The organism is Aneurinibacillus thermoaerophilus (assembly GCF_900099925.1).
Lineage (GTDB): Bacteria > Bacillota > Bacilli > Aneurinibacillales > Aneurinibacillaceae > Aneurinibacillus > Aneurinibacillus thermoaerophilus.
On record NZ_FNDE01000010.1, the window covers coordinates 45,185 to 63,167 of the forward strand.

The following is a 17,983-nucleotide window of genomic DNA, read 5'->3' on the forward strand; positions in this document are numbered from 1 at the left end:
AGGAGGTTATAGAGTGGAGAACGCGGTACAAGCAAACAATGAGGTGCTGTTTAGTGTAACAAATGGAGTCGGACATATTCTGTTAAACCGACCGAAAGCAATTAACGCTTTGTCTATTAGAATGGTGGAGGAAATTGGAAAAAGATTGACTGAATGGGAACAAGACGATTCCGTTGCGATTATTATAATTGAAGGTGCTGGCGAAAAAGGGCTCTGTGCTGGTGGAGATATGCGCTCGTTCTACGATAAGCGTAACGATAATGTGGAGGCACATGCGCTTACGTTTTTTTCTACCGAATATAAAATGAACCTTGCGTTATATCGTTATACAAAGCCGATTGTTGCTTACATGAATGGGATTGTCATGGGGGGCGGTGTCGGCTTATCGATCTTTGCCAGTGACCGCGTGGTGACTGAGCGCTCGAAATTATCCATGCCAGAGATGAATATTGGTTTCTTTCCGGATGTGGGGGGCAGTTACTTCTTAAACCAAATGCCTGGCCATATGGGACGTTATCTCGCATTGACTGCACACTTGTTCAACGGCGCGGACGCGATTTATCTTGGAGCAGCTGACCATTACATGGAATCCACGAATTGGGACGCGCTGAAAAAAGACGTGCAGACCATGGATTGGATCGCATGCGGCGGACGTAAAGTGGTGGAAGACAAACTGCGTGAAATTATCCAAAAATACACGGTGAAAGAGGTGCCGGAATCACAGCTTGCAAACGTGCAAGACAAAGTGGACAAACATTTCGCACATAACTCTGTCGCAGACATTCTCGCTTCCTTGGATGCATCTGCCGCAGAAGGAGACGAATGGGCGGCTGAAACCGCCAAAACGCTGCGCAGCAAATCCCCGATTTCGATGGCCGTGGCGCTTGAACAGCTTATCCGTGGCAAAAACATGTCGGCTGCTGATTGTTTCCGTATGGAGATGAACATGAGCATGCATTTCATGCACAGTCACGATTTCTACGAAGGTGTACGTTCCGTGCTTGTGGACAAAGACCGTAATCCGAACTGGAGACCGGCTTCTATTGAAGAGGTAAAGCGTGAAGATGTGGAAGCGTTTTTCAAAAACCCGTGGGAAGGTGGACAGCATCCGCTTGCGGATGAATAGATGCAGGAAAAGCAAATAACTGATTGTTTATGATATGGATAACACATGCATAGAAAAAACCTGGCAGAACATCCTACGATGTGATGTAAGGATGATGTCAGGTTTTTTCGTTTTAGCGCTTAAGAAAGTCTTAGGAAGCAAACAAGAGCAAAACCAAACAAGGAAAGCAGGATCGAGCCAATGAATCCCGCCCAGAAAGGACGGGCTCCCATTTTTTTAAACGCGCTTGCTTCAATGTTAAGCCCAAGCCCGGCCATTGCCATCGCAATCAGCAGGTAGGCTGCTGTAACAATCTGGGCGGCGACATTTTCCGGTATAATACCTAGCGTATTGACTCCGCTCATAAGCAGAAAACCTAAAATAAACCAAGGAATTTGCAAAGAAGTGCGTTTATCGTCATTCTGCCCGGCTTGTTTTGCCGCGTGCCGCTGAAACCACCAGCCGATGAGTATCGCTACGGGTACGAGTAATGCTACTCGCGTCAGTTTCACAATAATGGCAATATCCATTGCCGCCTGCCCGCCCGGCGCCGCTGCGGCAATGACATGGGCGATTTCGTGTAATGTTGCTCCGGAAAACACGCCGAAACCCTTCTCCGTAAGTCCTAGTACTGGATACAATAGCGTATAGGCTAGCGTGAATAGTGTACCGAGCACGGCGATGATCGCAACGCCGACCGCTGTTTCTTTTTCGTCCGCTTTGACTTGCGGAGCTACCGCCGCCACGGCCGCTGCACCGCAAATCGCTGTTCCGCATGCCGTCAGCATGCCCAGTTTCCTGTCAACGTTAAATAGCCGGGTAAGCCAGTATACAACCAAGAGCGCAAATGCGATATCAGCGGCCGCAATCGTGAACACTTTCGGTCCGGACGCTATAATATCGGATAAATTCAGCCTCATACCAAGCAAAATAATTCCCCAACGTAGCAGCTTTTTGCTGGAGAAAGTGATTCCACTATGTGCTCTTTCCGGGACAGGAAGAGTCGATCGCCATAGCATCCCGAGCAGAATAGCGATGACCAATTGACCGATGATGCTAAGTAAAGGAAGCATCGCCACATATTTTGCTACTACGGCAATCAGCAATGTTAGGCCGATACCCAGCAGAAACGGAAGAACAGTCCCTTTTTTTTCGGGAGATGTCTTCTCAATAGAAACGTCTTTGCTGGCAGAAGGTTTTTGCATAGCTGTTTGATCCATGTTTCGCCCTCCTCTCATAATCTTTTTTCATTTTTCAATATATGAAAGATTAAATGATAAGTAAAATATAGATATATTATGCTAAAGATTAATATTTTTAATGATAGAAGGGAAGATATATGTACTACGACGCATTGCGTACATTTATTACGGTGGTGGAAGAAAAAAGTTTTACGAGAGCAGGGGAAAAGCTTCGTTTATCCCAACCAAGCGTAAGTCTTCATATTAAACATCTTGAAACGGAGTTCCAGGCAAAACTGATTGATCGTTCGCCGAAGCATCTGTATGTTACGACGGTGGGAAAAATGTTGTATGAAAGAGCCAAACAAATTGTAAACCTATATGAAAAGACGAAAGAAGACATCTACGCGCATCAACACACGGTAACAGGAAAGCTCCGCATTGGAGCGAGCTTCACTATCGGGGAGTACGTGCTGCCGGTTTTGCTGGCCGACTTCAGCCGCAGGTACTCGGAGGTCGAAGTGGAGGTAACGATCGGCAATACAAAACGCATTGCTGAAGCTGTGAAACTGTTACAGATGGATATCGGTTTAATTGAAGGACAAACGAGCGATAAAGAATTGCGGATTACCCCGTTTATGCAAGACGAAATGGTGCTTGTTGTCCCCATTGCACATCCGCTTGCAGCGCGTGGGACAGTAACACCTGATGAACTACAGGATGAAACGTGGGTAGTGAGGGAGGAAGGTTCCGGCACACGCGTCTATTCTGACTACGTGATCCGGGCATTCGGTCTTAGAGTGAAAAAAATGATTACATTAAGCAGCAATCAGGGGGTCAAAGAAGCGGTTATTGCCGGATTGGGGATTACGCTGTTATCCCGCTGGGTGGTCAAAAAGCATTTGCAGCACGGCGAACTTGCTGAATTATCACTTCAAAGCGAGCCGTTTTTGCGGCGGTTTTCGTACATTTATCCGGCGCATGCGGAAAGAACGAGACTGGTTGAAGTTTTTCTTTCCAGCCTTGTGCAAAAATTGGAGTAGATGTGATACACGGTTGGACTTCAAAGAAAAAACGGGGAGGAAATTTGAATTTCCTCCCCGTTTTTTCTTTTTCAATTTAGTTTGTTTGAAGACCAGCCAGCCAAGCAATCAGGCGTTTGTAAATGCCTTCTTCAGACTCGCTTGGTAAAAGCTCTGCGTCTACGACCGTGTCGAATAGCTTCTCAAGCGGTTCGCGCGGATCTGCTTTTTTCAATTGTTTATCCTGTAGCACTTCCCAATTTTGTACCACATATTCGCGGCGGTCAATACCTTCTTTGGCGAAATAAGCAGTCAGTCGTTCGACATCGCTACGGAAGTTATCCGTAAAACGTTCTTCCACTGTACCACGCAGAAGAGCGATTTCGATTTCATACATTGGAGATTGGTCATTTTTGTTTTTGCCGATCCATGGTGTTTCTAGAATAATCGGTTTGTTCCGTGCGACTTCGTGGTGAACGATGTAATGGATGGCGTCAAATCCGATAAGTCCGGAACCAACGGGCGCATGCCGATCTTTCGCGGCGCCACGGAAGTTTTTGCTGTCATTGATATGGAAGACGGCAAGACGATCAAGCCCAATTATCCGGTCAAAATGTTCCATTACGCCGTCAAAGTCGTTCACGATATCATATCCGGCGTCATGCGTATGACATGTGTCAAAGCAAATCGTCAGTTTGTCGTTCAATGTCACTTTATCGATAATTGCCGCTAATTCTTCAAATGTACGGCCCACTTCGGAGCCTTTGCCCGCCATCGTCTCAAGCGCGATGTTGACGGTCTGCCCCCGATGCAGCACTTCATTTAGTCCTTCGGCAATCCGATTGATGCCGTATTCCGGGTCTTTGTCTGTGTATGCTCCCGGATGTAGCACAATGTTTTTTACCCCAAGATATTCAGCTCGCTTGATCTCTTCCTGCAAAAACGAAACCGCAAGTTCAAATGTGTTCGGTTTATAGGAACCGAGATTGATAATATAGGGAGCATGTACAACAATGTCATCGATCCCGTGCTGCTTCATTAGTTCCAGGCCTTCTGCGACGTATTGTTCTTCCATCGGTTTTCGTTTTGTGTTTTGTGGTGCCCCCGTATACACCATAAACGAAGTGGAACCGTAGCTAATGGCTTCTTCCACCGCGTTTAATAATCCTTTTTTTGAAAACGAAACATGCGATCCAATTTTCATCTATATATCACTCCTCCAACGTCCTATTGTATCAGAAAATCCCTCCCCTCAATCTTTAAAAAGTGTAAAAGTATTCAGATTGAATGAAAACCTCTCTTTTCTTTTATGAAAATTAGGTGTAGGATAAAGACAAAGTTTTTTCTAAACCGACCAAGGAGTGAATAGAGATGTTAAAACAGGCACAACGCGCCTATAACTTTAATGCGGGCCCGTCCGCTTTGCCGTTCGCCGTTTTGGAAAAGGCTCAACAAGAACTTGTAAACTTCCAGGGAACTGGCATGTCCGTGATGGAATTAAGTCACCGCAGTGCCACTTACGAGCAGGTACATAACGAGGCGATCGCGTCCTTAAAAGAGCTAATGAATATTCCGGAAGACTATCACGTTCTGTTTTTGCAGGGCGGGGCCAGCACGCAGTTTGCGACCATTCCGATGAATTTTCTTGCACAAGGTAAAAAAGCGGGATACATTATGACCGGTTCTTGGTCTGAGAAAGCACATAAAGAAGCGAAAATGCTTGGCGAAACATACGTGGTCGCTTCCACAAAAGAAACAAATTACAACCGTATTCCGGCGCTGGATGAGTTGAAATACGAAGACAATACGGCGTATGTGCATCTTACGTCCAATAATACGATTTTTGGCACCGAGTGGTTTACGTTTCCCGATACCGGTGATTTACCACTCATTGCGGATATGTCAAGCGATATCCTGTCCCATCCGATCGATGTCAGCAAGTTCGCGATGATCTATGCGGGTGCACAAAAGAATCTGGGGCCTTCCGGTGTTACCGTCGTCATCTTGCGACCGGACATGCTGGAGCGTGCTAACGCGAACGTGCCGACAATGTTTCGTTATGATACACATGTGAAAAACAACTCCCTCTATAACACGCCGCCGACGTTTGGGATTTATATGCTTAGCCTTGTGCTTGAGTGGGCAAAAGAGCAAGGTGGCCTTGAAGCGCTTGCGAAAATGAATAAAGAAAAAGCGGCACTCATTTACGATGTTATTGATCAAAGTGAAGGTTTCTATAGAGGACATGCGGAAAAAGACAGCCGTTCCCTGATGAACATTACGTTCCGTCTCGCTTCTGAAGAGCTGGAGAAAAAGTTCCTCGCCGAAGCAAAAGAAGCAGGTTTTGTAGGTCTGAACGGTCACCGTTCCGTCGGAGGTTGTCGCGCGTCCATTTACAATGCTGTGCCGTATGAAAGCTGCAAGGTACTCAGCGAATTCATGAAAGACTTTATGAAGAAAAACGGATAATGAAGAAAGCAGGAAGAAGATGCAGTGTGCTTGGTTTTTGCCTGTGTAACTTTGCCGGGCAGAAAGCAGTTATGTGCGCGTGCATCTTCTTTATTGTTTTTTCATTCTGATTCTGAAGCATTGCTGCGTCTCCGTGCAACATGTTAGAGTAAGGAGCGAAGACAAAAAAACAAAGGAGTGGCAAAGAAATGGAAGTAGGATTGGTCGGACTCGGAAAAATGGGATACAATCTGGCGTTAAACATGTTGGACAAGAAGCATGAAGTCGTTGCCTATGATACGGTAGGCGAACACGTGGAACGCATTGCGAAAGAAGGTGCGATAGGAGCTGATTCTCTGGCCGCACTCGCGGAAAAACTAAAGGCGCCACGTGTTATTATTATGTTGGTACCAGCTGGAAAAATCACCAGTCAAGTGATCGAGGAGTTGGTACCCTATCTCGAAAAGGGTGATATTTTAATCGATGCCGGGAATTCCAATTATAAAGATACGCTCGCTCGCTATACGCAGCTTAAGGAAAAAGGAATTTATTTCGTCGATTGTGGCACAAGCGGCGGCACGGAAGGTGCGCGGCACGGGATATGTGCCATGGTCGGCGGCGACCCGGAAGCGCTTGCTTATATCACTCCGTTGTTTGAAAGCATTTCTGTGCCGAACGGTTTTCTCAAAGCAGGACAGCCGGGCAGCGGCCACTTCTTAAAAATGGTGCACAACGGTATTGAATATGGGATGATGCAGGCCATCGGTGAAGGGTTTGAAATTCTGGACAAAAGTCCGTTTGACTATGATTACGAAGCGGTGGCCCGTGTATGGAACAACGGTTCCGTTATCCGCAGTTGGCTGATGGAACTGATGCAAAACGCGTTTTCCAAACAACCGAGACTAGAAAATATTAAAGGCGTTATGCATTCGTCCGGTGAAGGAATCTGGACAGTGGAGACTGCGATGGAACTGCAAGCGAGCGCTCCAGTTATCGCGCTGTCCCAGTTCATGCGCTTTCGTTCGCTTGAAGACGATACGTTCCATGGCAAAGTTGTCGCCGCACTGCGCAACGAATTTGGCGGACACGCGGTCGTGAAGAAGTAACGGTACGAAGAAGGGATAAAGGAGAGTAAACGTTTCTTAAAGTAAGTATGGAAAGGAGAGGGAAAGCGGATGGCTTCGTACGCAAAAGAAAAAGACGGAATATTTCCTTCCGTTTGTTCGCTTGATTGTCCGGATACGTGTGGCTTGCTTGTACATAAAAAGGATGGAAAAATCGTCAAAGTGGAAGGGGATTCGACACACCCAGTAACACAGGGGGCCATTTGCAACAAAGTGCGCAACATGCCGGCGCGCATTCATGATCCGAACCGACTCAAATACCCGCTAAAGCGCATCGGGGCGAAGGGAGAGGGCAAGTTTGCCCGCATTACATGGGAAGAAGCGATCGAAACCATTTCATCTAAATGGAAAGCGCTTATCCGCGAACATGGCGCGGAAAGCATTCTGCCGTATAGCTTTTACGGCAATATGGGAATTCTGAACGCGGAAGGCATGGATCGCCGTTTTTTTCACCGACTCGGCGCAAGTCAGCTAGAGCGTACCATTTGCAATGCCGCTGGCAAAGCCGGATATATGTATACGTTGGGCGGTGGGTATGGCACCGACCCGGAGGAAACCGTGCATGCGAAACTTTTTATTTTCTGGGGTTGCAATGCGGTCAGTACGAATATGCATCAGGTTACGCTCGCAGAAAAAGCGCGGAAAAACGGTGCCCAGGTTGTCGTCATTGATGTACACAAAAACCAGACTGGCCGCTGGGCAGACTGGTTTATTCCGATTTTGCCGGGAACTGATACGGCACTCGCACTCGGACTGATGCATGTGTTATTTGCTGAAAATCTGGTGGATGAGGAGTTTCTTACTGCGCATACAGTCGGGCATGAGGAATTGCGTGAACATGTTAAGCGATATGATCCGGAAACGGTTTCCGCCATCACAAAAGTACCAGCGGAAGATATTTATAAGCTGGCGCGCTTGTACGGTACAACATCGCCCGCATTTATCCGAATTGGCAATGGGCCACAGCATCATGACAATGGTGGCATGTTCGTGCGTAGCGTTGCCTGTCTTCCGGCCTTAACCGGCCAGTGGCATATCAAAGGTGGAGGGGCCATTAAAGGAAACAGCGACTACTCAGCCGTCAATTTTCAAGTATTGCAACGTCCGGATTTGCTGAAGCAGAAGACACGCTCCATTAATATGAATCAAATTGGCGAAGCGCTCACTGAACTCGATCCGCCCGTTTACTCTGTTTTTGTTTACAATAGCAACCCGCTTGTCGTGGCGCCGGATACAAATAAAGTAAAAGCGGGTTTTGCGCGCGAAGATTTGTTTACGGTTGTGCATGATTTATTTTTAACAGAGACCGCCCGTTACGCCGATATTGTGCTGCCGGCGACATCGGCGTTTGAAAATTTGGATTTGTACACGTCATACTGGCATTTGTACGTGCATTTGCACGAGCCGGTGCTTGAACCATACGGGGAAAGCAAATCCAATGTGGACGTGTTTCGTCTGCTTGCACAGGCGATGGGGTTCGAAGAACAAGCGTTTAAAGATACGGAAGAGGAGATGATTCGGCAAATTCTCGACCGCGAGGCGAATCCATACTTGGACGGCATTACGTATGAAGCGCTGCATGAGAAACGGTTTATGAAAATCGATAGTAGCAAGGCTCCGAAATTCCCCGGGCGCCTGCCGACACCGAGCGGCAAGATTGAACTGTATTCCACGCGGATGGAAAAAGAGGGATTGCCGCCGCTCCCGACATACGAACCTATTAAAGAAGAAGAGATGTTTCCGCTTTTGTTCGTTTCGGCGCCGAACCATAATTTCTTAAACTCAACGTTTTCTAATAATGCTAAGCATGTAGCGATGGAGAAAACGCCGCGCCTGCACATTCATCCGGAAGATGCCCGGAAACGGGGCATTGAGCATGGAGAAAAGGTTCGTGTCTATAATAACCGTGGTGAATGCGAACTGACCGCTTTCGTTGCAGAAAATGTTTTGCCAGGTGCGGTTGTCAGCCAGGGGCTCTGGGCGGATGAGCCAGGAACAAAACGCATTGTGAACGCTCTGACGCCAAGCCGTTTATCTGATATGGGAGGAGGTGCCACTTTCTTTTCAACGAGAGTGGAGGTAGAGAAACTGGCAGCAGACGCAAACGGAATGGATGATAAAAAGAATTCGGACAGCGATGTGTAAGAAAAGGGAAAAAGCAACCGTCCTTACCTCTCTGCCCGAACTGTAGCACAAAACAGGAGTAAAATACGGATATAATACGTGCGTCATGCGAATGTTATCGCTAAAATGAACCTGATTTCGTGCTTTTTTGCAGTACAAACTCTTCGATGACATGGCGCACGCCTTCTTCATTGTTGGAGCGCGTTACATAATCGGCTTTTTGTTTAATAAACTCCGGCGCGTTGCCCATCGCGACGCCGAGACCGGCGACTTTAATCAAATCGATGTCATTATAGCTATCCCCGATGCCGATGATTTTCGAACGGTCAATGCCAAACATTTTTGCCAGATGAAGAATCGCTTGGCCTTTGCTGGCTTCGGGGTGCATAACTTCAAGAAAATATGGCTTTGATTTCGTAATATATGCCGCCTCCCCAAATTCTTCGTTTAGCTCTTTTGCTAGTGCATCAAGTGCTTCAGGTTCATCATAGTATAACAGCATCGATAGAAATCATTTTATACAATATATCATCGCTCCTTTTCTTTTTATTCGAATTTTGCCCATATGATCATATCACATCGGGCGGAGGGTACGGACCCCTATTTACACAAACTTCTTGATGGTACCAACTGTATATGGAAAAGGATATTGACAGTGTACCTAATAATAACTAAACTATAATTGATATTGATAATAATAATCATTATTGATTAAAAGATGAAAAAGGAGGAAGTAAATCGGCTAGATTATTTTTTTTGTTGTTTTTAATTGATAATGAGTTTCATTTTTATTTATTAAGGGGAGAATGTAAGTGATAAAAAGAAAGACAATACAACGAGTAGGATCGGCTACACTTGTTATATCTTCTATTTTATTTTCGTATCCGTCATATGGACAAGCGAGTAGTTCGGATAAATCGGTGAAGAGTGAAAAAGAAGAATACAAGGTATCCGTTACCGTGGATAAAGTTCATACGTTGGTAGCGGGAAAGAAGGATGAAAATGCATTGACCACGGTTGAAATCGAGGAGCTGATTCCTGGGACATTCCTGCCTGGAAGGGAAGTTACTTTTTCCTTGCCAAAAGGGCTTTCATCGGTGGACAAAATTAAGGTTTGGCATAATAGCGATTTACGCGTCGAAACGACAACAAGTAAAATTACGATCCATGTCCCAGCCTATCGTTCAGAGGAGAAATATAAACTGACAGCAACCATGCGCCTTGTCGCCAGGATTGATCAAGAAGGAGAATTAAAAGCGACAATTAAAGGGGATGGCGTTACGGAAAGCAAGGTTTTGATTGCAAGGGTTATTCAGGGCGCAAGCATTGAGCCCGTTAAAAACGAAAAACAACGTCCGCTCCGTTTAGGTGTTCAAGCTCAGCCGGCACCCGATCTTCTTTTTACTGAACGTGTGGCAGGTGCATTTAGAAAAGAGGGAAATGCCGATATTACATTTCATCTTCCCAGAGTTGGTATGCGCTTTAGTGAAGTGCCGACGGTTAAAGTCATCAAGGGAGATTTGCAAATCGATGAGCATTCGGTTCAGCTGGTAGAGGAGAAAGAACTGAAAGATGACTCTTATTCTAATGGAATTACTTTTAAAATCAAAAAAGAAAGTTCCAAACCTTCCGTCATCCAGGTTTCTGATATTAAAATTTCTACCAACCGTACGATGGCAGATGGATTGTATGATTTAACCGTATGGGGAGATGCTCTGGCGCATGAAAAACAGTTGAAAGATTCGAAGGTGATGTCTTTTCCGTACGTTTCAGTTAACGGTTCAGATGAAAAGCATGAAGTAAAAAGAGAGATATCTTTTTCGGTTGGAGAGCTGGTTTATTACATAGGGCACACAGAGAAAAAAATGAATATTGCTCCTTACATGAAGAAGAACCACATTTATGCGCCGATTCATCATTTGGCCGAAGCGCTGGGGATTCATGAAAATGAGTTGCTCTGGGATGAAGCAAGCCAAACGATGACCATTCTTAAAGACAAAAAGATTCTTCAGTTACAGGCAGGAAGCGATATCGTGGGTATTAACAGTATGAAAGTGCCGATTCCTACAGATATTGAAATGAAAGATGCACATATTATGGTGCCGCTTGATGTGGTTGCCGCATTTTTAGGAGTGAAAGCAAAGTGGGAGCCGGCAAGCAAAAAAATTATACTGAGCTAGATCGTAGATTTCCGGTATAATTCATTAAAATCCATTCAGTTTCATTTGTATGATGTTCAACGGCTATTATTTTTAAATCATTATTAATTATTATTTATAAAGGTATTCGTCATAAAGAAAGTAGGGTGCATAATGTGCCCTACTTTCTTTATGCCTAAATATTAGGAATGTATATAGGGGTTTTATCCCATGCGGGCACGGTAGCGCGAGAATATAAAGTTCCTTCCGTTGTAGAATGGCCACCACTGTTTTAAAGGATGTTACAGGCCGTTCCCAAAAAGATGACAGGAATTGCATCGGGAATTTTTTCAACGTTTCGTTGTTTCGTTATGTTGGCGGCATGATCGCTTCCGTATTAGTGAGTCTATTAAGGGAGAAAATATGGATGTATAGCATGCTTTTATTCGCTTTCATTATAGGCTGGAAGTTCGAATGTCCCTTTGATGTTTAGAACGGTTTCTCCGCAATCCGTTGTAAACGAGAGATCCTCATCAATACGTAGTTCTGAAACAACGATGTTACTGAAATCCGGGCAGGGATTTTCAGCGCGCGTAAAGTAAATCGTATGATTCACGTGAACTGAGCCCAAGCGACTAATCGCTGCTAAATCTCTGCCAACGTTTCCCGTAATGTTAGAGATACTGACAATAAACTGGATATAGCCTACCGCTCTCACGCGTTGAAGGCTCCCGCTACAATTCGCTTCCTTTTGGTCAAAATGAGGGATATGTTCAGCGGTTTGTGTACAAGTATCAATAATGCATTCGATCCCCTCTGTGTTAAAAGCAATGTCAGGAGCAAAAGAAGGGGCAAGCCTGAATCCTTGTGGTAGCACAATATTGCAACTAAAAGGGACAGACCGGTTACATATGGTTTCATCGTAAGGAGCCGATGTTTGTTGGCTGCTCACTACCTTTGTACGTCTTTCAGATAATAGTTGCTTTTGAATATTTGTTGGCATTTCCTCGTCCAGTTCTTTTTGCTCTTCCAGGTTTGCCACTAAGCATGTTGCGACTTTTTTTGGCGTTGATGTACTATGTTTATTTTTATATGTAGCAGATTGAGCTTTGTATATAATCGATTGATTTTTATATATATTGTATTGAGCCTGGGAAATAATATAGGAACGCATACGATCCATCCTTTCTTTTTCATACTGAACGGTGTTATCACATGTTATCTTTAGGTTAGTTTTGCAACACCCTCACACTGTATAGAGAATGCAAAAAAGAATGGATTGGTGACGACAAACGTGGAGAAATTTATATCCGTCGCTTTCAAATACAGTTCATTCACCTATAACCAACCCGTTTTGTACGTGCATAAGATACATTGTATTTGTAAACACAATGAGACAATGTGCGGTTCTACTTTAATGAGAGAAAAAGAGGTGGTTGGCTGTATGAGAACGATGGTATTTATAGGAACAAGCAAGTCCGGTTCGAGTCGGGAAGCGATTCGGGCGGCCGAACGGCTTGGTTTTTATACCGTTCTCTTTACGAGGCGTAAGCTAAATCTGGAGCAACGAGCGGAATTTTCCGATGTCCACGAATTAATATCGATTGATTTAGATGATGTACCATCAATGAGAGAAAAGATCAAACAGCTACAAAAACAAGGAAAAATCATTGAGGCGATTGTTAGTTTTGTTGATGGACTTGTTTATACGGCCGCGGTTCTTTCGGAGGAATTTTGTCATACAGACCTGTCCAAGGAAGCCATTTTAAAAATGGAAGATAAAATACAAACACGCAGCGCTTTGCAAAAGACTCCTTTTAATATGAATTATGCGATATATAAGCAAGGATCTTTATCTTTTTTTATAGAAGAAAACGAGCTGACATTCCCGCTCATTGTAAAGGCTCCCCATTCAGCTGGTTCGAAAGACGTTTTAAAAGTTGACCGCAAATCTGAGTTTGAATCTTGTGTAAACAAATTAAAGCAAAAGTATCCAGGAAGCCCTATTTTAGTTGAGGAATATATTGATGGACCGCAATATTTGGTAGAAACGTTGGTTTACCAAAATAAGGTGAACATTGTAGCTATTATTGAACAAGAAATTTCAAAAGAGCAACGCTTTATTGTAACAGGCTATTCTTTGCTTGCAAAAGTAGAGGAGCATTTATATGAAAGTCTTTCGCGTGCTGTTATATCAATCATTCGAATGTTAGGGATGAAAAACGGGGCATGCCATCTGGAATTAAAATTCCACAAAAACCAATGGAAACTGATAGAAGCGAATCCCAGAATATCCGGGGGAGCCATGAACAAAATGATTGAGGTTGCTTATGGCATTAATTTAGCTGAACAAATTATTAAAATAGCTATTGGAGAAGCGCCGTCCTTACAAAAAACATATAAGAAATTCGTTTTTACTCAGTATATTACGTTAGCTTCGTCAGGAGAACTGCAATTGGTAACCGGAAGAAACAGAGCTTGGCGATATGAAGGGGTTGATGATGTATATATTAAGCCAAAGCGGGGAACGTATTTGCATCCTCCATTATCGATGGGGCACCGTTATGCCTATGTCATGGCTTCGTCTTCTACAAAGGAAGAAGCCAAAACAATCGCGAAAGCCGCAGCCAAGGAAATCCACTTTCATCTTTATTGATTTTAAGAAAGGAGGGGGAACATGACGACAATCGGCATGCTCCATTATCGTAAACACCCGGAGAAAGTTCTAAAAGCATATGCATTTGCTGCTGTTGCCAAGGCGGAAGGGGTTGATTTTTTCTATTTTACCCCCGGAAAAGTGAATATGGAAAAGAAAACGATTCTAGGGTATGCATTGGAAAAAGGAGATGGATAGAAAGAAAAATGCCATTTCCTGATGTGATTTATAATGCAGGCAGTCCTTTGACTGAGAAGGCGTATGATATTCATGAAAAACTTTCTGAACAAATTCCTTTTACAAGTCACTCGCTAGGCAGTAAAACGAGTGTGTATGAACGAGTCAAGAAAAATGGCCAATTTTCTCAATATCTTCTTCCTTTTATGATGATAAAGAGTATGAAAGATGTTTTTGAATTTTTGGCTGCGCATCAAAATGTAGTCATAAAGCCTGTATCCGGTCATAAAGGGATTGGGGTTATCTTTATAGAAGAAAATAATGGCACGTACACTGTTATTAATCAGGACGATACTTCAACTTATAGTAAACAAACGCTTCGGGAATTGTTAAATCCGTTGGTTATAGATGAAGAATATTTGATTCAGCGTTATGTTTCATCAAAAACAAAATATGGAAGCGCCTATGATTTTCGCCTGCATGTTCAGAAAAACGGAGAAGGCAAATGGGTGATTACAAACATTTATCCACGAATCGCCAATCCGGGAAAAATTGTAACTAATCTAAATAGCGGGGGCGCCATCTCGATGCTGGAATCTTTTTTAATTCAGGAGTTTGAGGAGGAGTCCTACAATGTTAAACGATATCTCGAACAATTTTCCCTCGTTTTTGCCGAACATATGGATAAAATCTATGACGAATCTTTTGATGAACTGGGCATTGATGTAGGATTAGACGCCAACCGGAAGATATGGATTTACGAGGTGAATTGGCGTCCCGGAGTTCCTCCCACGTTTGATTTAGAGCTGGATGTAGCCAGAAATACCATTCATTATGCCGTATATTTGTCGAACAAATTCCACGGACGTTAAACGGTAAGAAGGTGGAAGGTTTCATTGACAAAAACGCTAAGCTTGCATTGATTTTTATTTATATTTTATGCCGCAAACCGGATTTTCATTCCGGGTTTGCGGTTTTTTTATGGAAAATTTTTAATATGCCATCTTTTAAACTTTTGATGTTTTTACATCGTTCTTTTGTTTCAGCAGCAAGATGGTTGGAAGCAGGCAACCGGCAAGGCATGTAGTATCTACCGTTATTTTTGGCCGGCCGGAAGTCTCCCAATATTTTTTGGAGGCCGATATTTTTGTTCATGAATGAATGTAGAATTTGTCAAAAAGGCGAAAAATTAAATCGTACAGCCTGTCTTTTTTTTCAAAATGTCTACATATAATTTGCATAAAAAAGCAATCTTTCCATGCAGTAAGGTTTTGTGAGTTTACTGTTTACAGGGGTGGGGATATGAAGAAAAGATGGGGAACTATATTACAAATTGCAGCCACTTATATCGGCACTGTGGTTGGGGCAGGGTTTGCTTCCGGGAAGGAAATTGTTGAATTTTTTACTGTTTACGGACTGGTAGGACTAATCGGCATCTTAGTAAGTGGAATGTTGTTTATTTGGATTGGCACGAAAATGATGCTCCTATCCCACCGGATTGGCGCCTATTCCTATGAAGAATTAAATACCTATATATTCGGTGAAATGGTTGGTAAGGTGATCAATGTACTGACGCTGCTTATTTTATTTGGTGTTACGTCGGTCATGTTGTCAGGAACGGGTTCCATTTTTGAAGAACAATTAGGCTTTTCTTATCAATGGGGGATTTTATTTACGCTGATTCTTTGCTATGCCGTCATGATAAAAGGACTGGATGGCATTCTTGCTGTTAATTCCTTGGTCGTTCCGATGATGCTCTTTTTTAGTTTTCTGATTGCTACTTCTTTGTTGGGACACCATGATTTTTCCCATGTTTTTCAGAAAGAAGAACCACAGGTAACCTGGAAGTCGCTTGTGAGTCCCTTTGCTTATGTGGCATTTAATCTGGCTATGGCACAGGCTGTTCTTGTTCCTCTTGGAAAAGAAATAAAGGACGAAAGCGTGTTGAAGTGGGGAGGTTTTTGGGGAGGGATCGGTCTTTGTTGTATGCTGATCTCTTATCATTTAGCTCTTTCTTCTTTACCGAACGTAGCACAATTTAATGTTCCTATCGCTGAAGTGCTCGAAGATTTTGGTTCGTTTATTCATATTTTATTCCTGATCGTCGTTTATGGCGAAATTTTTACTACGCTAATTGGTAACGTGTTTGGAATTTCGCGCAAAATGCAGAAATTCTTCGTTATATCGGAAAAATGGATGATAGTAGGGATTTTATTACTTAGCTTTTTAATTAGTCAGATTGGATTTGGTTCCCTGCTTGGCTTCCTCTATCCTTTATTTGGCTACACCGGATTATTGTTACTTTTTTGTATAGCTGTGAAACAGTAGAAAAAGACTGCAATATCCAATAAATACAAGCGATTTTTCATGCATAATTTGCTTCCTTTTTTAAGAAACTGTGAAGGAACGGAACAAATGCAAAAAAGCCGGGAATACTAAAAGTTGAAGGAGGTGATAAAATGGATGAAGTAAAGGAAACAAGAAAGGAAACAAGAGAGGAAGAAACACGTGATACCTCTGCTCTATGGTTGGGGTGGATCGGCATCGTAGCGGGGATTGTTGCTTTCTTCTACGCTCCGCTTCTTTTTGGCGGGGCTGCCGTAATCCTTGGATTGATCACAGTGTTTAGTAAGGCGAACACCCTGGGATGGTGGGCGATTGGCCTTGGAGTCGTAGGCATCATTGTCCAGTGGTTTTATCGTGGCTCCCTTTTTTATTGAATGTATTTTTTCGTTTGGATACCGGTATTGTAGTTGGAAAATCGAAAAGCAGGAAAAAAAGAGGTTGGATGATATTTCCAATCTCTTTATTTTTTCTGTGTCCCGTTGCGCTTGTTTTCATTCCCCTAAATGGAAATCATAAAGTGAGAAGATTATGAATGTTTCCTTGTTCCCCTTTTTTTCATGAAGAAATGGTATGCTGATTGATGTGTAAACGATTGATTGTTCTAAAAGGAAATTTAGAAAGGAGAACGAGGAAGTGTTTCAAAAAAATGTTCGATTTTTACTTCTCATTTTGATGCTCGGGCTTGTGCTCATCACCAGTGCATGCTCAAATGAACAAGCCGTAGCTCGCGTAAATGGGGAAACGATTAGCAGGGATGATTTGTATAATTTTATGGTGAAACAAAATGGAGAGCAAGCATTAGACGTCTTAATTACAAACAGTATCATCAACCAGGAAGCCAAAAAGCAAAACATTTCCGTTTCACAGGCGGATATAGATAAGGAGTTAAAAAAAGTAAAGGATTCCTTCGGAACGGAAGAAGCATTTAATGAAGCGTTGAAACAAACCGGTTTTTCTTTGCAGGATCTGCGAGAAGATGCGGCCATCAATATAAAAGTGAAAAAGCTGCTTGAACCGAAAGTTCCAATAACTGAAGAAGAAATGAAAAAGTATTTTGAAGAAAACAAGGCGATGTTTGCAACGGAAGAGCAAGTAAAAGCCCGCCATATTTTGGTAGAAACGAAAGAAAAAGCGGACGAAGTGAAAAAGAAATTAGCGGCTGGCGAAGATTTTGCCGAGCTGGCAAAAAAATATTCGATAGATATAAACAATAAGGATCAGGGAGGCGATCTTGGTTTTTTTGGCAAGGGCCAGATGGTAGAACCGTTTGACAAAGTCGCCTTTTCATTAGCGCCAGGGAAAATCAGCGACCCAGTGAAAACAGAATTTGGATACCACATTATTAAGGTAGAACAAAAAAAGCCAGCGAAACAAGCGAATTATGAAGAAAGCAAAAGTGAAATAAAAGACATGTTATTCGCCAAGAAAATGCAGCCTGTATACAATACTTGGATGGAAGAGAAGAGGGCCGAATATAAAATCGAGAATTTCTTGACGAAGAAACAAACAGACACAAAATCATAATTTGGTTGTTTTTAACATTGCGCTGTCTGATATGGATGGGAAGTGTGTTTTAGTCAACAGAAGGAAGAGAAGACGGAGGAAAAGATAAAAACGAATCTTTTCCTCTTCCTCATGCCACATTACAAATATTGAAATTTC

The 17,983-nt window shown here is 43.2% G+C and carries 13 protein-coding genes and 2 pseudogenes; 11 read left to right on the plus strand and 4 right to left on the minus strand.

All coding sequences use genetic code 11. The features are described 5' to 3' along the window. The first annotated feature begins 13 nt into the window (after positions 1-13). Entirely contained in the window at positions 14-1,126 is a 1,113-nt protein-coding gene (locus BLR88_RS07345) for an enoyl-CoA hydratase/isomerase family protein (RefSeq protein WP_091260319.1), read from the plus strand. A 119-nt stretch (positions 1,127-1,245) separates the two neighbouring features. Here the strand turns inward: BLR88_RS07345 and BLR88_RS07350 are convergent, their stop codons facing one another. Further along, positions 1,246-2,277 carry a YeiH family protein gene (locus BLR88_RS07350; RefSeq protein ID WP_057900316.1) on the minus strand — a complete coding sequence of 344 codons (1,032 nt, stop codon included), beginning with the start codon at positions 2,275-2,277 and terminating at the stop codon, positions 1,246-1,248. 167 nt (positions 2,278-2,444) lie between these two features. Here BLR88_RS07350 and BLR88_RS07355 point away from each other — a divergent pair, with 167 nt between their 5' ends. Then, a complete protein-coding gene (locus tag BLR88_RS07355) occupies positions 2,445-3,329 on the plus strand; it encodes a LysR family transcriptional regulator (protein WP_091260320.1) in 885 nt (294 codons plus the stop codon). A 76-nt stretch (positions 3,330-3,405) separates the two neighbouring features. Here BLR88_RS07355 and BLR88_RS07360 read toward each other — a convergent pair whose 3' ends face one another. Then, complete coding sequence (locus tag BLR88_RS07360) at positions 3,406-4,512, minus strand: deoxyribonuclease IV (protein WP_057898809.1); 1,107 nt, start codon at positions 4,510-4,512, stop codon at positions 3,406-3,408. Between the two features lie 167 nt (positions 4,513-4,679). On the opposite strand from BLR88_RS07360, the gene serC reads away from it, so the two are divergent. From serC to BLR88_RS07375, 3 genes and pseudogenes are all read left to right on the plus strand, one after another. Then, on the plus strand, positions 4,680-5,777 hold the full coding sequence (serC, locus tag BLR88_RS07365) for a 3-phosphoserine/phosphohydroxythreonine transaminase (RefSeq protein WP_057898810.1): 1,098 nt from the start codon (positions 4,680-4,682) through the stop codon (positions 5,775-5,777). A 185-nt stretch (positions 5,778-5,962) separates the two neighbouring features. Beyond that, positions 5,963-6,862, plus strand: a pseudogene (gnd, locus tag BLR88_RS07370) (phosphogluconate dehydrogenase (NAD(+)-dependent, decarboxylating)); the annotation flags it as partial. A 69-nt stretch (positions 6,863-6,931) separates the two neighbouring features. Beyond that, entirely contained in the window at positions 6,932-9,025 is a 2,094-nt protein-coding gene (locus BLR88_RS07375; RefSeq protein ID WP_091260322.1) for a molybdopterin-containing oxidoreductase family protein, read from the plus strand. A gap of 100 nt (positions 9,026-9,125) precedes the next feature. Here BLR88_RS07375 and BLR88_RS07380 read toward each other — a convergent pair whose 3' ends face one another. Next, a complete protein-coding gene (locus BLR88_RS07380) occupies positions 9,126-9,506 on the minus strand; it encodes an HAD-IIB family hydrolase (RefSeq protein WP_057898813.1) in 381 nt (126 codons plus the stop codon). A gap of 310 nt (positions 9,507-9,816) precedes the next feature. Between BLR88_RS07380 and BLR88_RS07385 the strand changes: the two genes are divergently transcribed. After that, complete coding sequence (locus BLR88_RS07385) at positions 9,817-11,184, plus strand: copper amine oxidase N-terminal domain-containing protein (protein ID WP_057898814.1); 1,368 nt, start codon at positions 9,817-9,819, stop codon at positions 11,182-11,184. Positions 11,185-11,584: 400 nt separating this feature from the next. Here the strand turns inward: BLR88_RS07385 and BLR88_RS07390 are convergent, their stop codons facing one another. Next, positions 11,585-12,316 (minus strand): hypothetical protein, encoded by a 732-nt coding sequence (locus BLR88_RS07390; RefSeq protein WP_057898815.1) that lies wholly within the window; start codon positions 12,314-12,316, stop codon positions 11,585-11,587. 270 nt (positions 12,317-12,586) lie between these two features. On the opposite strand from BLR88_RS07390, the gene BLR88_RS07395 reads away from it, so the two are divergent. The 5 genes and pseudogenes from BLR88_RS07395 to BLR88_RS07420 all read left to right on the plus strand — a co-directional run bounded on the left by BLR88_RS07395 (position 12,587) and on the right by BLR88_RS07420 (position 17,845). Next, entirely contained in the window at positions 12,587-13,798 is a 1,212-nt protein-coding gene (locus tag BLR88_RS07395; protein WP_057898816.1) for an ATP-grasp domain-containing protein, read from the plus strand. A 21-nt stretch (positions 13,799-13,819) separates the two neighbouring features. Next, positions 13,820-14,847: pseudogene (locus tag BLR88_RS07400) on the plus strand (YheC/YheD family endospore coat-associated protein). A 430-nt stretch (positions 14,848-15,277) separates the two neighbouring features. After that, positions 15,278-16,303 carry a YkvI family membrane protein gene (locus BLR88_RS07410; RefSeq protein WP_057898819.1) on the plus strand — a complete coding sequence of 342 codons (1,026 nt, stop codon included), beginning with the start codon at positions 15,278-15,280 and terminating at the stop codon, positions 16,301-16,303. 131 nt (positions 16,304-16,434) lie between these two features. Beyond that, positions 16,435-16,695, plus strand: coding sequence for a hypothetical protein (locus BLR88_RS07415; protein WP_057898820.1), 261 nt, complete (start codon positions 16,435-16,437; stop codon positions 16,693-16,695). A gap of 259 nt (positions 16,696-16,954) precedes the next feature. Beyond that, the gene (locus tag BLR88_RS07420; RefSeq protein ID WP_236781844.1) at positions 16,955-17,845 is read left to right on the plus strand and encodes a peptidylprolyl isomerase; all 891 of its coding nucleotides are present in this window, start codon (positions 16,955-16,957) and stop codon (positions 17,843-17,845) included. The last annotated feature ends 138 nt before the right edge of the window (positions 17,846-17,983 follow it).

Bases quoted from the DNA above. Each gene is read 5' to 3' on its own strand.
- BLR88_RS07360 (WP_057898809.1), bottom strand. From the start codon at position 4,512: ATGAAAATTGGATCGCATGTTTCGTTTTCAAAAAAAGGATTATTAAAC.
- BLR88_RS07390 (WP_057898815.1), bottom strand. From the start codon at position 12,316: ATGCGTTCCTATATTATTTCCCAGGCTCAATACAATATATATAAAAAT.
- BLR88_RS07380 (WP_057898813.1), bottom strand. From the start codon at position 9,506: ATGCTGTTATACTATGATGAACCTGAAGCACTTGATGCACTAGCAAAA.
- BLR88_RS07410 (WP_057898819.1), top strand. From the start codon at position 15,278: ATGAAGAAAAGATGGGGAACTATATTACAAATTGCAGCCACTTATATC.
- BLR88_RS07375 (WP_091260322.1), top strand. From the start codon at position 6,932: ATGGCTTCGTACGCAAAAGAAAAAGACGGAATATTTCCTTCCGTTTGT.
- BLR88_RS07395 (WP_057898816.1), top strand. From the start codon at position 12,587: ATGAGAACGATGGTATTTATAGGAACAAGCAAGTCCGGTTCGAGTCGG.
- serC (WP_057898810.1), top strand. From the start codon at position 4,680: ATGTTAAAACAGGCACAACGCGCCTATAACTTTAATGCGGGCCCGTCC.
- BLR88_RS07355 (WP_091260320.1), top strand. From the start codon at position 2,445: ATGTACTACGACGCATTGCGTACATTTATTACGGTGGTGGAAGAAAAA.
- BLR88_RS07415 (WP_057898820.1), top strand. From the start codon at position 16,435: ATGGATGAAGTAAAGGAAACAAGAAAGGAAACAAGAGAGGAAGAAACA.